The sequence below is a fragment of the Filimonas lacunae genome (assembly GCF_002355595.1).
GTDB lineage: Bacteria > Bacteroidota > Bacteroidia > Chitinophagales > Chitinophagaceae > Filimonas > Filimonas lacunae.
Genome location: NZ_AP017422.1, coordinates 5,080,875 through 5,096,131, shown reverse-complemented (window position 1 = coordinate 5,096,131; position 15,257 = coordinate 5,080,875). Strand labels below are relative to the sequence as shown.

Genomic DNA, 15,257 nt, shown 5'->3' with positions numbered 1-15,257 from the left:
TTGTGCGGCATGCCTTGTCATAACTGCTATGTAACCGTAGAATGTTGCACTGCCGGGGTGCAGTACTGCCATGCGGCAGGGAGATATTACATAGGGCTGGGAGAACATTGCAGGGTGCTGAAATAGTGCTGTAGCAGAACGGGGGATTCCTGTAGTAAGATATTGCAGTGTTTTCGGAGGTGTCAGGAATGTTCCTGGTTGAATGAGGAAATTTTTTGGATGAACAGGAAAGCTTTTCTATTGGTTCGGGAAGTTTCCTGGTTTAGTAGAGAATATTCCCGGATTGGCAATGAATGTTTTCTATTGAGTAAGGAAGCTTTCTGGTAGTACCGAAAAACTTCCTCATTCAACCAGGAAGATTGCGGATTCGGTAGGGAAGTTTTCTGACTTGTCCGGGAAGATTGCTGATTAGGTAGGGAAGCTTTTGAGGTTGTTCAGGAAGATTCGGGATTCTGTTGTGAAGTTTTTCGGTTTGTCCAGGAAGGTTTCCGGAGGAATCGTGAAACTTCCCGGTTGCCTCGTGAAGCTTTCCGGACAAACAGTGAATATTCCCCTCTTAGCGGAAAAGCTTTCCGGTTCTGTGGAGAAGTTGGCTGGCTGGCCGGGGAACGAACAGATTCTGCGATTACGCAAGTTTCGATGTATACAGGGGCAGCGTAATGCACCCTGGTAAAAAGCTTTGTGAATATACGTATAAAAGTAAAGGACCACTTTCGCGGCCCTTTACTTTATTTATAATGAAATAATTTATTTCATGTCCCATACTAAGGCGCTGGCGCCCAGTATAGCTGCATCGCTCTCTTTCAGCTCGCTGAAAAGCAACTGTACCTTATTCTGGAAAATAGGCAACAGGTTGGCTTCCATATGTTCCCGGGTAGGGTTTAATATCAGGTCGCCTGCTTTACACAAACCACCAAACAGGATGATGGCTTTAGGAGAAGAGAACATTACAAAATTGGCTAATGACATACCCAGTACCTCGCCGGTAAAACGGTATACTTCATTGGCCATAGCATCGCCCTTCATAGCACAGTCATACACTACGCGGCTGTCAATTTTGTCGGCAGGATATTCGCGCATCAGGCTGGGCTGATCCGGGTTTTTCTCCAGCATTTCCAGTGCGGTAAAGCGTACTCCGGTGGCAGAAGCGTAAGCTTCCAGCGAACCGTGTGCGCCGGTAGAATAGTGTTTGCGGCCACCGGGAATAGCAATAGTATGCCCCAGTTCGCCCGCAAAACCATCATGACCGTACACCAGCTGGCCATTTACAACAATGCCGCTGCCTACACCTGTGCCCAGGGTAATAACGATAAAGTCTTTCAGGCCTTTGGCAGCACCATACATCATTTCGCCTACAGCGGCTGCGTTAGCATCGTTGGTTAATGCGGCTGGTATGCCAAACTTATTGGTAATTAATTCCGCCAAAGGAATAATACCCTTCCAGTTCAGGTTGGGGGCATATTCAATAGCGCCGGTGTAAAAGTTACCGTTAGGCGCGCCTACACCAATGCCTTTGATATTTCCTTTGCCACCCATTTCTTTAATGGCAGGGGCTATGGCGTTATATAATTCGTTAATGTAATCTTCTACGTTCTCATGCTTTTTGGTAGAAATAGCACCTCTATACAGAATGTCGCCACGGTGGTCAACAATGCCAAACACAGTGTTGGTGCCCCCGATGTCAATTCCTAAAGCAAGTTGTGGTAAACCCGCGCTCATTGTTTTCTCTGTTTATGTATATAGTATGTAGAAATATCTAGTATTAGTGACCACCTTCAATTTGCTGGTCAAAATCGAGTCCCTGCGCTTTCAACACACCTCTTAATTTCAGCGCCAGGAATGCCAGGAAGGCAAAGCCCGCAGCCGCTATAATATAAGAGTGGTGCATGCCAATAGCAGGAATATCGCCCAACACGCCCTGGAAAGGAGGAATTACCGCACCGCCCAAAATCATCATAATCAGGAAGGCAGAACCCTGGCTGGTGTATTTACCTAAACCGGCAACACCTAGTGCAAACACACAGCTCCAGATTACCGAGCAGCAAAGACCACCCGCTATAAAGGCATATACACTCACAATGCCATTGGTAACAATACCAATTAACATGGCAGCGGTAGCCAGTACAGAAACGGTAAGCAGGGTTTTCACCGGCTTATCTTGTCCAAAGAAGAAAGCTGCAATAATCAGGGCAATGCAAATAACATAACCATACAGGTCGCTTACATCACTGCCATTGAGTTTGTTTACATACAGGATGATAGCAAATGCGATAAAAGGAACCACAATAGTGGCGATTTTTTTCCCTATTGAGCTGAGGTTGAACACGCTGATGGCACCAGTCCAGCGACCAATCATTAAACTACCCCAGTACAGAGAAACATAACGCGAAATCTGGCTTTCGTTTAACCCTTCGGCCGTTAAATAGCCCGGAGTTTTTAACAATGCACCAAAGTTGTTGTCGATGGTTACTTCCACACCTACATACACGAAAATGCCAATCATACCGTAAATCAGCTGCGGGTATTTCATAGCACCCCAGCCTTCCGGATTTTTAATGGCCGCGCTGTTGCTGGCAAATAAAATAGCTACCACGCCAATAATCACTGCTACCAGTAATATCAGTTTAGATACATTGGTAAACTGACCAATGAGAATAATAGCCATTACCAGGCCTGTTAACTGTAATAGGGAACGGGATGCTTTGGGGGCTTTTTCAAATGCCGTATCGTTTTTGCCATCGGGCAGTTTGGATATAGCAAAGATGATGGCCACTAATGCAAACACGGCTGCTACAATCATGTACAGGGTTTTGATGCTGCTTACCGAAGTGGCTTCTGCATCGCTGGTAACGGTACCAAACAGGAAAAAGCTTACAATGATAGGCCCAACAGTGGTACCAAATGAGTTGACACTACCACCCAGGTTTAAACGGGTAGCGCCTGTAGCCGGGTCGCCCAGCATAATAGCAAAGGGCTGTGCGCAGGTTTGCTGCAACGAAAAACCTAACGCAATAATGAATAACGCCAACAAAATGAAGGGGAAGTTACCAAACGCCACCTGCTCACCTTTCAGGGCTTGCACAATAGCTTCGGCTTTGTCATCAGCAAAAGTGGCGGTTACTTTACCTTGCTTACTGTTTTCTGCAACATGAAACGCAGTAGCCAGGTTAGAAGTAATTGCCGGATTGTTGATAAAGGTTTTACCCTGTTCGTTGTTGGTAACGGTAATACTGTAACCGGAAGCCTCTTTTTTCAACGTTACTGCTTTGTCGGCAGTCGTGATTTTTTGATCGTGCTTCAGGTTTTTCACCGTTTCCACTTTCTGCTCAATTGGCTGCAAATTTTCATTGCTTACCGCAGGGATCATCAGCAAAGCCCCCGCAATAGAAATAGCCAATCCCAGGATGATTCCTTTTTTGTATCCAATCTTGTTTAAGAGGTCGCTTCCACGGCTTTCAGAAATAACGTACAACACAAGCGAGCCGATGAAATAAGCTCCGTAGAAAGCGGTACCAATTAACTGGGATTCAAACTGGGTAAGGTTAAAAAACGTTTTACAAAAGGGGATAAAAATGCTGTTGGATGCAGCAATGAACCCCCAAAAGAAAAAAACCAGCACCAACGTAGCTAACGCGCCTCCATTGGTTTTTTGGGAAGATGCAAGGTCCTTCATGAATGTTGGTATGAAATTAGGTTTAAAAAAAAGCCCAAAATAAGCAAAAATGTAAAGCGATTTTTTTTTACCCGCATTATGGCGGTATTCATTTGATGCTTAACTTGTATGCGTATGGAAATAGTTCATGTAAGTGCGGAATGTTATCCGGTTGCGAAGGCCGGCGGATTAGGAGATGTAGTAGGGGCTTTACCGAAATACCTAAGTAAATCAGGCCATACAGCCAAAGTGGTAATGCCTATGTACCGGACCAAATTTCTGTATCAGAATGAATGGACGGTAGATTTTAAAGGCAGGGGCCAGATGGGAAGTTTTTGGTTTGATTACACCATTATCCGTGAAAAACACGATAAACTCGGCTTTCACCTGTACCTGGTGGATATAAACGGCCTGCTGGACAGGGAAAAGATATACGGGTATGGCGATGATACCGAACGGTTTATTGCTTTCCAGATTGCGGTTACCGACTGGATTAACCACTGGCAGCACAAACCGGATGTAATACATTGCCACGATTATCATACAGCATTTATACCCTTCATAGTTAAACATTCCTATCAGTATAATCGTTTATCTGATATACCAACGGTGCTTACCATACATAACGCCCAGTATCAGGGTTGGATGGGTTGGGACAAAGCCGCGCTGCTTCCGGTGTTTGATACCTGGAAGGCAGGATTGCTGGAATGGAACAAAACCATTAACCCCCTGGCAGCGGGTATCAAAGCTGCCTGGAAAGTAACAACTGTTAGTTGGAGCTACCTGGAAGAGATGAGATACCACGCCAATGGCCTTGAAAAGTTATTGGAATATGAAAAAGGAAAATGTGCAGGCATTTTGAATGGTATTGACACGGATGTGTGGAACCCTGAAACAGACCCTTTCATTCATACCCATTATAATTATAGTAACGTAGATGCCGGTAAGGAAGCGAACAAACGCCAGATATGCCAGGAGTTTGAGCTGGAACAGCACAACCCGCTGGTAGTGTTCATTGGCCGTTTGGTAGGCGAAAAAGCTGCTGATATTTTACCGGATGCTATTTTATCATCGTTGTACAGCCTGCAGGGCCAGGTAAATTTCCTGGTGCTGGGTAATGGCGAGCCGCATGTAGAATGGCAGCTGAACCAATTGAAAGAGCATTTTCCGGGTAACTACAATGTTTTTATAGGATATGATGAAGCATTGAGTCATCGTATTTATGCTGGCGCGGATTTTTTATTGATGCCCAGCAGGGTAGAGCCATGTGGCTTAAACCAGATGTATGCCATGAAGTATGGTACCGTGCCTATGGTGCGCAGCACCGGGGGCTTAAAGGATACCGTAACCGATATGGGCGATTGGCAGGGATGGGGCATACGCTTTAACCATGCCAGTGCAGGGGATGTTTCGTACTCAGTAAACAGGGCGGTGGATGTATTTGCAGACAAGAAACAAATGACAGCCATGCGCACACATATGATGCAGATTGATCATAGCTGGGAACACTCCGTGCAGCAATACGTTGACATTTATCAAAGTTTGAAATACTAGTACCATTTATGTTTAACATCTCAACCTCCGTTCTTGCTGTGATATTGGGAGGTGGTGCGGGCACACGATTGTATCCGTTAACTGCCAGCCGCTCAAAACCAGCAGTGCCTATAGCCGGGAAATACCGACTGGTGGATATTCCCATCAGTAACTGTATTAACTCAAATATCAACCGCATGTTTGTGTTAACACAGTTCAATTCCGCTTCCCTTAACAAGCACATTAAAAACACTTACCAGTTTAACTCGTTCAGTACTGGTTTTGTAGACATCCTGGCAGCAGAACAAACCCCCGATAACCCAGGCTGGTTTCAGGGAACAGCCGATGCAGTAAGGCAAAGCCTGCGTCATATCTACAACTTTGATTTTGAACACCTGTTAATTCTCAGCGGCGATCAGCTGTACCAGATGGATTTTCAGGCTATGATTAACGATCACCGCGCCCGTGGTGCAGACATTTCTATCGCTACCATTCCGGTAACTGACAGGGATGCTTCGGACTTCGGTATTTTAAAGGTGGATGAAGAAGGTTTGATTTCTTCTTTCATTGAAAAGCCGAAGAAGGAATTGCTGCCTGAATGGGTAAGCGACACCGGAGAAGAGATGCAAGGTGTGGGGAGAAATTACCTCGCTTCGATGGGTATTTATATCTTCAATCGCAGCACCTTACAACAAATTCTGAAAGGCGATTTTCCGGATTATCCTGATTTCGGAAAAGAAATTATTCCGCAAAGTATTTCGCGTTACCGGGTAGCCAGTTATCAGTATGATGGGTACTGGACAGATATCGGAAATATTTATTCCTTCTTTGAAGCCAATATTGCATTAACCAAGGATATTCCGGAGTTTAACCTGTTCGACAGAACCAAAACTATTTTTACCCGCGCCAGAATGCTGCCGCCGGCAAAAATTAGTGGTCCTGCTATTCATAATTCTATTATTGTAGAAGGTTCTATTATCCTGGGCAGCAAAATAAGCAACAGTGTAATAGGTATCCGCGCCCGCATAGGTAAAGGCACCAGCATTGAAAGCGCGTATGTAATGGGTAACGATTTCTACGAAACCCTCGAAACCATTGAATTGAAAAGACAAAGTGGTATACCGGAGCTGGGTATTGGAGAAGATTGTTTTATTAACAACGCTATTATCGATAAAAATTGCCGCATTGGTCATGGTGTAAGAATTAACGGCAGTACCGATCTGGAAAATACCGATCATCCCCTGTATACTATTAAAGATGGTATTGTAGTGGTGAAAAAAGGTGCTGTGCTGGAAAACGGCTTCACCATCGGATAAACCGGCTTTTCTGAACTCTATAATTAACATCCTTTACAGGATGTTTTTTTTAATTCGCTTGGGCAATATGTAGTTTTTACACACTTTTGTAACCTAAACGATTGTTATGTCGCTTTCAACCTCACCGTCTTCGCCTTCCGTTAAACCACGTTTAAGCCTGCCGCAGATTTTTACGATGAGTGTGGGGTTTTTAGGAATACAGTTTGGCTTTGCTTTGCAAAATGGTAATACCAGTCGCATATTACGTTCTTTTGGCGCGGATGTAGAGCAGTTGCCTATGTTCTGGATTGTAGCCCCATTGATAGGCATGATTGTACAGCCGCTGATAGGTCATTACAGTGATAGAACCTGGAACCGTTTGGGCCGTCGTAAACCTTACTTTCTTACCGGTGCTTTGTTGTCGTCCCTGGCACTGGTGTTTTTACCTAATTCCGCTGCTTTGTCTGCTATCGTTCCGGCCCTATGGGTAGGGGCAGGTATGGTAATGATAATGGATGCTTCTTTTAATGTGGCTATGGAACCCTTTCGCGCACTGGTGGCAGATAACCTGCCCGACTCGCAGCGTACGCAAGGGTTTGCTATCCAAACTTTTTTAATAGGCGTAGGTGCGGTTGCCGGTTCTTACCTGCCTGGCTGGCTGGCAGATTTGGGAGTATCGCAGGTAGGTGATGCCACGCATGTGGCAGATAATATTACCTGGTCGTTTTATATAGGTGCAGTTGTATTTGTCATCGCTATCCTGGTTACCGTATTCTTTTCTAAAGAATATCCACCGGAAGAATATGAGCGGTATCACGCTAAGCCGGATGCAGTGCCCGCAGCAGAGGTGGAGCCTGTGGCAGGTGAGTTTGATCAACCTAAAGTGGCAAAGCATAGTGGCCTGCAACAGATTTTTACCGATTTTAAAACGATGCCTGTTACGATGCGACAGCTGGGGCTGGTGCAGTTTTTTAGCTGGTTTGCGTTGTTTAGCATGTGGGTGTTTACTACCGATGCAGTAGCTACCCATGTATATGGCTTATCAGGCGCCGACACGCATTCTGTTGCTTATAACACTGCCGGCAATAAAGTAAGTGCGGCTTTTGGTACTTATAACCTGGTAGCAGCTGTGTATGCCTTGCTGTTGCCTGTGCTGGCTAAATTCATTGGACGTAAAGCCACACACGCGTTTTCATTAACCGCAGGCGGCATTGGGTTAATCTCTATTTACTTTATTAAAGATCCCGAAATGCTTACCTGGTCTATGATAGGAGTAGGGTTGGCATGGGCCAGTATATTGGCCATGCCGTATGTAATATTAAGCGGCGCTATACCGGCAGGCAAGCTGGGTATTTATATGGGCATATTCAATTTCTTTATTACCCTGCCGCAAATAGTGAATGGATTGCTGGGCGGCTTTATTGTAAAGCATTTGTACGGCAATCAGTCCATTTATGCCATTGTGCTGGCGGGAATCTTTTTGTTATGCGCAGCCGTAAGTGTGCTATTCGTACTGGATGTAGGGGAAACAAGAAAAAGCAGTAAGACTATTATTAAAGCATAATTCAGAAGTATCACATGAGAACGTTGTTTATGGGATGGGGCCTGTTTTTGCTGGCTGTTTGCAGCAACGCAGTGCAGGCGCAGCAGGTAACGGTGTACCCTACCAACTGGTGGGCAGGTATGAAGTATAACAAAGTACAGTTGTTGTTGAAAGGGGAAGAGGGGCTGAACAAAAGCCAGGTGCGCATTAGCTATCCCGGCATTACGTTGGGCAAGGTGCATACTATAGAAAACAACAAATACCTGCTGGTAGATATTACGGTGCAACCCACTGCCAAACCGGGAAATGTAGCCATACAACTAACAGCTGCCGGCAGCAAAACACAAACCCTGCAATGGCCTTTGCTGGCACGTGCTAAAGGCAATGGAACCGTATATGCAAAGGGAGTAACATCGGAAGACTTTATTTACTTTCTGATGCCTGACCGCTTTAGTAATGGCGACACTACTAATGACAGGGTGCCGGGCATGCGAGATCAATCGTTGAACAGAAGTGATTTAGGCGCCCGGCATGGTGGCGATTTACAAGGCATTATCAATCACCTGGACTATTTGCAGAACATGGGGGTAACCGCATTATGGTTAACGCCTGTGCTGGAAAACGATATGCCGGAGCGCACCGAACATGGCTATGCTTTTACCGATCACTATGCTATTGAAAGAAGGGTAGGAGGGGCAGCAATGTATAAAAAGCTGGGTGATGAATTGCATAAGCGTGGTATGAAACTGATACAGGATGCGGTGTATAACCACACCGGCAGTTTTCACTTCTTTATGCAAGACCCGCCTGCCAAAGACTGGTTGCACCAGTGGCCCACATTTACACAAACTAATTTTAAAGAGCAGCCGGTGTTTGATCCGTATGCCTCTGCCAAAGACCGTAAAATCACTTCTGATGGCTGGTTTGTGCCTTCTATGCCCGACCTGGATCAAACCAATCCTTATGTGGCCAACTTCCTTATCCAGCATGCCCTGTGGAGTGTAGAAGCTTTTGGTGTGGATGGCTGGCGCATTGATACCTATATCTACAACGACTTACCGTTTATGAACCGTTGTAACAAAGCCCTTACCGATGAGTATCCTAACATGACCATGTTTGGCGAAACCTGGGTAAATGGTACTGCCAACCAGGCATATTTTGCTGAGAACAACATCAACGTTCCGTTCAAAAGTAACCTGCAGGGTGTGGTTGATTTTCAGTGTTTGTTTACAGGCATTAAATCAGCTTTAACCGAAACTAACAACGGCGATGGTGTATACAAGTTGTACAATACACTGAGTAATGATTTTTTATATAAAAACCCGATGCGCAATGTGATATTCCTCGATAACCATGATATGAGCCGCTTTTTTTCAGAGGTGAAAGAAAATGTAGCTAAGCAGAAAGCGGGGATAGGCTGGTTGTTAACCGAACGCGGTATTCCACAAATGTATTATGGTACAGAAATACTGATGAAAGGCTATAGCAATCCTGATTTGCTGGTGCGGGCCGATTTTCCGGGCGGCTGGGAAGGGGATGCTGTGAATGCCTTTACAGGTAAAGGACTTACTGCCGATGAAACGGCTATACAACAGTATACGAAGCTGATAGCGAACTTCCGCAAAAGCAGCAGCGCTATTAAAACGGGTAAGCTCATGCAGTATATGCCCAACAAAGGCACCTACGTATATTTCCGCTACGATAGCAGGCAAACAGTCATGTGCGTGTTAAACACCGCCGATACTGCCGTGCAGGTAAATTGCGCGGATTATGCAGAACGTACCAGCGGTTTTACCAAAGCACACAATGTGGAAAGTGGTATTATTTTGCCGGTAACAAAGGCGTTGGAAATACCGGCTATGTCGTTACAGATACTGGAGTTACAGTAACTTCTTTTTATACAAAAGTCAGCAGGAAAATCAGGTTCATAATTTTTCCTGCTGACTTTTAATTTTTGCTATATCTTCGCTTTTTAATGAAACTATCTACGCCACATCTCCTTGGTATTAAAGATCTTACGCGGGAAGATATTAGTCTGATTCTTTCCACCGCACAACAATTCAAAGACGTTTTACAAAGACCGGTTAAAAAAGTTCCTTCTCTCAGAGATGTAACTATTGTGAACCTGTTTTTTGAAAACTCCACTCGTACGCGTATGTCGTTTGAGCTGGCAGAAAGAAGGTTGTCGGCCGATGTACTCAATTTTACAGCAAGCGCCAGTTCGGTGGCGAAAGGAGAAACTTTACTGGATACCGTGAATAATATACTTAGCATGAAGGTAGATATGGTGGTAATGCGCCATAGCGCCAGCGGAGCCCCGCACTTTCTGGCTAAGCACATTTCGTGTCCGATATTGAATGCAGGTGATGGTATTAACGAACATCCTACACAGGCTTTGCTGGATGCTTTTTCCATGCAGGAAAAAACCGGTAAACTGGAAGGTTTGAAAGTAGCTATCATTGGTGATGTAATGCACAGCCGTGTGGCGCTGAGCAATATTTACCTGCTTACCAAAATGGGCGTGGAAGTAACGGTGGCGGGTCCGCCAACATTGATACCCAAGCACATGGCCGAAGCGCTGAACGTGCGTGTGGAATACAATGTAAAAAAAGCGTTACAGTGGTGTGATGTGGCCAACGTGCTGCGCATACAGCTGGAAAGGCAAAGCCAGCCTTTGTTTTCTTCTTTACGGGAATACAACCAGGCTTATGGTATTAATCGCAGAATGCTGGAAAGTTTGAACAAAGAGATTGTTATTATGCACCCCGGACCCATTAACAGGGGTGTGGAGCTGGATAGCGATGTGGCAGACGGGCCGGCTTCTATTATATTAAACCAGGTGGAGAATGGTGTGGCTGTTCGTATGGCAGCACTGTATCTGCTGAGGGTAAACAGGGAGAATTAAACGGATTCCCCTAACTTGCACAAAACATACTGCAATTATGCAACGTATTTGTTTGTTTCCCGGCACCTTCGATCCATTTACACTGGGCCATCTGGATATTGTAAAACGCTCCGTAGGATTGTTTGATAAGCTGGTAATTGGCATTGGTAAGAACATCAATAAAAAGCCCATGTTCAGCGATGAACAGCGTCTGGTATGGGTAAAGGATATTTTTAAAGAAGACCCGCGCATAGATGTGATCATTTACGAAGGTCTTACGGTTCAGTGCTGTAAGAAGATTGGTGCCAAGTACATTGTACGGGGTATACGCTACGTAAACGACTTTGAATACGAAAAGGTAATTGCAGATATGAACCGCAGCCTGGATGCCGAAGTGGAAACGGTATTCCTTACCTGCTCTCCTCAATTTACATCTGTGGCTTCTACCCTGGTGCGCGACGTGTTAATGAACGGCGGCGATGCCAGCCAGTTTTTACCCGAGCCGGTAAAGAGCCATATCCTCAACATGCAAAAAGACAGGCAACCCTAAAAGCGTTTCTGGTCTTCTTTTTGCACTTATCTGCGCAGCGTTAACAATAGCAGATATGGGTAAACATTTGTATCAGACAGGTTTAATTGGAAATTGCGCCTTCCTGGCGCATGTGCACAAGAACACAAACATTGAATGGCTATGCTGGCCGCGCTTTGACAGCTCGTTTATTTTTGGCGGGCTGCTGGATAAGCACAAGGGCGGGGAGTTTAGTATTAAACCGGAAGGAGAATTTACTTCCCGGCAATACTATCTCGAAAACACCAATGTGCTGTGCACCGAAATTGAATGCGAAAGCGGCAGTTACCGTGTTACCGATTTTGCTCCGCGTTTTTATCAATACGAAAGATATTTTAAGCCGTTGATGCTGGTGCGCAAAGTGGAAGTGCTGAAAGGCTCGCCACGCATTTGCGTTACCTGCAAACCGGTGCGTTGCTACGGGCAGGAAAAGTTTGAAGCATTACGTGGCAGCAGTCACGTAGAGTATGTAGGGGATGATGAAAAGATAAGGCTCACCACCAACATGCCCATTAACTACGTGTTCGATCAGCAACATTTTACCTTAAACGAAACCAAGTATCTGGTGCTTACTTATGGCAAACACCTGGAAGCGCCACTGGTAAGTACGATGGATTCGTTTTTGCGTGAAACCATACAGTACTGGCGCACCTGGATTAAACGCACGAGCATTGCCCAGTTTCACCAGGAAGTGGTGATTCGTTCGGCGCTGGTGTTAAAAATTCATCAGTTTGAAGATACGGGCGCTATTATCGCCGCCAGCACCACCAGTTTGCCGGAGTTTCCGGGTAGTGGCCGTAACTGGGATTACCGCTACTGCTGGATGCGCGATACCTATTATATACTTACCGCGCTCAACCACATTGGCCATTTCAGCGAAATGGAGAACTACTTTAACTACATTACCGATATTTCGTTTAACGAGCCCAACCGTTACCAGCCCTTGTATGGCGTAACCGGTAAAAAACAGCTGATAGAAAAAGAGGTGGAGCTGGAGGGCTACTTAGGCAATAAACCGGTGCGCATAGGTAACCAGGCTTACGAGCATATTCAGAATGATATTTACGGGCAGGTGCTTATTTCGGTGCTGCCCTTGTACACCGATCATCGTTTTATTTTCTCCGAAAGGAAAGATTCTGCACGGGTGGTAGAATACCTGCTGCATAAAATTGAAGCTACGGTAGATGAAAAAGATGCGGGTATATGGGAGTTCAGAAACTTTGCCAATATACATTGCTACACCAATCTGTTTCAATGGGCGGGTTGCATGGCGGCGGCAAAAATGGCGCGTACCATTGGCAACGAAGCGCTGGAAAAAAGGGCGCTGGCCCTGCGCGATCAGGCCGCTGCACATATTGAAAGCTGTTACGATGAAAAGCGAAAAGTATATACCCATGCAGCCGGTAGCGAACACCTCGATGCAAGCACGCTGCAATTAATTATGATGGGATATCTTGATCCTGCTTCGCAACGCGCCAAAGATCACCTGGCGGTATTGGAAGCTGCATTGAAAACACCAGGCGGATTATTTTACCGTTACTTACATGCAGATGATTTTGGTAAACCTAAATCAACCTTCCTGGTGTGTGCTTTCTGGTATGTAGAAGCATTGGCCTGTGTGGGCAGGATAGAAGAGGCGAAGGAAGAGTTTGCCAGACTGCTGCAATACAGTAACCACCTGCTTTTATTCAGTGAAGATGTGGATGAAGAAAATGGCAGCCAGTGGGGGAATTTTCCGCAGGCATACAGCCATGTGGGATTAATGAATGCCGCTTACCGGATAGCCATGAAATTAGACAGGCCCATATTTGCATAAATACCGGATATTGTCAATGAGACACCCCGCTCATTGACTATTTTTGCCCCATGAACTACAAGTCTTTAGAAGAATGTCTTACTGACCTGGAAAGTGTTGATCAGCTGGTACGCGTTACAGAAGAAGTAGATCCTCATTTGGAAATGGCCGCCATACACCTGCGGGTGCATGAAGCCGGTGGTCCTGCACTGTTATTCGAAAATGTAAAAGGCTCGCCTTACCGGGCCGTATCCAATATATTCGGCACACTGGACAGAAGCCGCTTTATCTTTCGCTCCACACTGGAACAGGTGCAGCAGCTGGTAGAGTTAAAGAACAATCCCGCCAAAGCATTCAAAGCGCCTTTTAAACATATGAGTGCCGGCTTATCGGCATTAAAAGCATTGCCTAAGCACAGCTACCTGAGCAAGCCGGTAATGGCCGATCAGATACAGATAAGCGATTTACCTTTAATCAAACACTGGCCTAAAGATGGGGGTGCTTTTGTAACCTTGCCACAGGTGTACAGTGAAGATGTAAACCGCCCGGGTATTATGAACAGTAACCTGGGGATGTATCGCATACAGTTATCGGGCAATCAATACGAACTCAATAAAGAGATAGGACTGCATTACCAGATTCACCGGGGCATAGGGGTGCATCAGGCGGCAGCCAATGCAGCTGGCAAGCCTTTAAAAGTGAGCATTTTTGCAGGCGGACCTCCCGCACACACACTGGCAGCAGTAATGCCATTGCCCGAGGGATTAAGTGAATTAACCTTTGCAGGGGTGCTTGGTGGCCGGCGTTTCCGGTATACATATGAAGATGGCTATTGCATTAGCACAGATGCCGATTTTGTAATCACCGGCGAAGTGCATCCTGGCGAAACCAAGCCCGAAGGGCCGTTTGGCGATCACCTGGGGTATTACAGCTTAACCCACCAGTTTCCGTTAATGAAGGTGCATAAAGTATATGCCCGTAAAAACGCCATCTGGCCGTTTACGGTGGTGGGCCGTCCGCCACAGGAAGATACCAGCTTTGGTTTGCTCATTCACGAACTTACCGGTAAAGCTATCCCTTCAGAGGTGCCGGGATTAAAAGAAGTTAATGCCGTAGATGCGGCAGGGGTGCACCCTTTGTTGCTGGCTATAGGCAGCGAACGCTACACACCTTACCAGCGTGTGCAACAGCCGCAGGAACTGCTTACCATTGCCAACAGGGTGCTGGGTACAGGGCAGTTAAGCCTGGCTAAGTTTTTATTTATTACTGCTGATGATACCAACCAGCTTTCCACACATCATATTATAGCGTACATGCAATATGTACTGGAGCGTATTAACTGGCAGCGGGATGTGCATTTTTACACACACACAACCATAGATACCCTGGATTATTCCGGTACTGGTTTAAACAGTGGCAGTAAGGTGGTGTTTGCAGCTTATGGCCCCGTACAGCGGCATTTGTGTACCGAAGTGCCATCGCTGTTGAAAGAACTGAAAGGTTTTGAAAATGCGCAAATGGTAATTCCGGGTGTGGTGGTGGTGCAAGGGCCTGCTTTTATCGATTATGGTACCGCCGCGGAAGAGATGCAATTGCTGGATAAACAGTTACGTGCTGCTGATTATGAAAACGGGCTTGCTTTAGATGGCGTGCCTAACATGGCACAGGCACCATTGATCATTGTTACAGATGATACTGACTTTACCGCAGCTACACTGAATAACTTTTTATGGATCACCTTTACCCGTTGTAACCCCTCACATGATATTTATGGTATCAACAGTTTTTATGAAAACAAACATTGGGGATGCCGTGGATCGCTGGTAATAGATGCCCGTATTAAAACGCACCATGCGCCGCCATTAATAAAAGATGCTGCTGTGGAAAAGCAGATAGACCGGTTATTTGCTAAGGGCGGAAGCTTGTTTGGAATGATCTGATAATGAAGGAAGTATATAAAAGAAGAAGGGGCTGTGGGAAACCACTG

At 45.7% G+C, this 15,257-nt stretch carries 10 protein-coding genes; 8 read left to right on the top strand and 2 right to left on the bottom strand.

All coding sequences use genetic code 11. The annotated features are described in order from the left end of the window. Nucleotides 1–747 precede the first annotated feature (747 nt). Nucleotides 748–1,719, bottom strand: a complete 972-nt coding sequence (locus FLA_RS20010) for an ROK family protein (RefSeq protein ID WP_076379259.1) — start codon at nt 1,717–1,719, stop codon at nt 748–750. Nucleotides 1,720–1,762: 43 nt separating this feature from the next. Further along, entirely contained in the window at nt 1,763–3,673 is a 1,911-nt protein-coding gene (locus FLA_RS31735; protein WP_076379258.1) for an MFS transporter, read from the bottom strand. Between the two features lie 114 nt (nt 3,674–3,787). Here FLA_RS31735 and FLA_RS20000 point away from each other — a divergent pair, with 114 nt between their 5' ends. The 8 genes from FLA_RS20000 to FLA_RS19965 all read left to right on the top strand — a co-directional run bounded on the left by FLA_RS20000 (nt 3,788) and on the right by FLA_RS19965 (nt 15,210). Further along, the gene (locus FLA_RS20000) at nt 3,788–5,206 is read left to right on the top strand and encodes a glycogen synthase (RefSeq protein WP_076379257.1); all 1,419 of its coding nucleotides are present in this window, start codon (nt 3,788–3,790) and stop codon (nt 5,204–5,206) included. Nucleotides 5,207–5,214: 8 nt separating this feature from the next. Next, a complete protein-coding gene (locus FLA_RS19995; protein WP_076379256.1) occupies nt 5,215–6,501 on the top strand; it encodes a glucose-1-phosphate adenylyltransferase in 1,287 nt (428 codons plus the stop codon). A 106-nt stretch (nt 6,502–6,607) separates the two neighbouring features. Beyond that, entirely contained in the window at nt 6,608–8,044 is a 1,437-nt protein-coding gene (locus FLA_RS19990) for an MFS transporter (RefSeq protein WP_076379255.1), read from the top strand. 14 nt (nt 8,045–8,058) lie between these two features. After that, nucleotides 8,059–9,912, top strand: coding sequence for a glycoside hydrolase family 13 protein (locus tag FLA_RS19985; protein ID WP_076379254.1), 1,854 nt, complete (start codon nt 8,059–8,061; stop codon nt 9,910–9,912). 86 nt (nt 9,913–9,998) lie between these two features. After that, nucleotides 9,999–10,928: an aspartate carbamoyltransferase catalytic subunit gene (locus FLA_RS19980; protein ID WP_076379253.1), complete on the top strand. Its 930-nt coding sequence runs from the start codon at nt 9,999–10,001 to the stop codon at nt 10,926–10,928. 37 nt (nt 10,929–10,965) lie between these two features. Then, the gene (gene coaD, locus FLA_RS19975; RefSeq protein WP_076379252.1) at nt 10,966–11,457 is read left to right on the top strand and encodes a pantetheine-phosphate adenylyltransferase; all 492 of its coding nucleotides are present in this window, start codon (nt 10,966–10,968) and stop codon (nt 11,455–11,457) included. Nucleotides 11,458–11,512: 55 nt separating this feature from the next. Beyond that, nucleotides 11,513–13,291, top strand: coding sequence for a glycoside hydrolase family 15 protein (locus FLA_RS19970; RefSeq protein WP_076379251.1), 1,779 nt, complete (start codon nt 11,513–11,515; stop codon nt 13,289–13,291). Nucleotides 13,292–13,341: 50 nt separating this feature from the next. Beyond that, a complete protein-coding gene (locus FLA_RS19965) occupies nt 13,342–15,210 on the top strand; it encodes a UbiD family decarboxylase (protein WP_076379250.1) in 1,869 nt (622 codons plus the stop codon). Nucleotides 15,211–15,257 lie beyond the last annotated feature (47 nt).

Bases quoted from the DNA above. Each gene is read 5' to 3' on its own strand.
- coaD (WP_076379252.1), top strand. From the start codon at position 10,966: ATGCAACGTATTTGTTTGTTTCCCGGCACCTTCGATCCATTTACACTG.
- FLA_RS19980 (WP_076379253.1), top strand. From the start codon at position 9,999: ATGAAACTATCTACGCCACATCTCCTTGGTATTAAAGATCTTACGCGG.
- FLA_RS19970 (WP_076379251.1), top strand. From the start codon at position 11,513: ATGGGTAAACATTTGTATCAGACAGGTTTAATTGGAAATTGCGCCTTC.
- FLA_RS19985 (WP_076379254.1), top strand. From the start codon at position 8,059: ATGAGAACGTTGTTTATGGGATGGGGCCTGTTTTTGCTGGCTGTTTGC.
- FLA_RS20000 (WP_076379257.1), top strand. From the start codon at position 3,788: ATGGAAATAGTTCATGTAAGTGCGGAATGTTATCCGGTTGCGAAGGCC.
- FLA_RS31735 (WP_076379258.1), bottom strand. From the start codon at position 3,673: ATGAAGGACCTTGCATCTTCCCAAAAAACCAATGGAGGCGCGTTAGCT.
- FLA_RS19995 (WP_076379256.1), top strand. From the start codon at position 5,215: ATGTTTAACATCTCAACCTCCGTTCTTGCTGTGATATTGGGAGGTGGT.
- FLA_RS19965 (WP_076379250.1), top strand. From the start codon at position 13,342: ATGAACTACAAGTCTTTAGAAGAATGTCTTACTGACCTGGAAAGTGTT.
- FLA_RS20010 (WP_076379259.1), bottom strand. From the start codon at position 1,719: ATGAGCGCGGGTTTACCACAACTTGCTTTAGGAATTGACATCGGGGGC.
- FLA_RS19990 (WP_076379255.1), top strand. From the start codon at position 6,608: ATGTCGCTTTCAACCTCACCGTCTTCGCCTTCCGTTAAACCACGTTTA.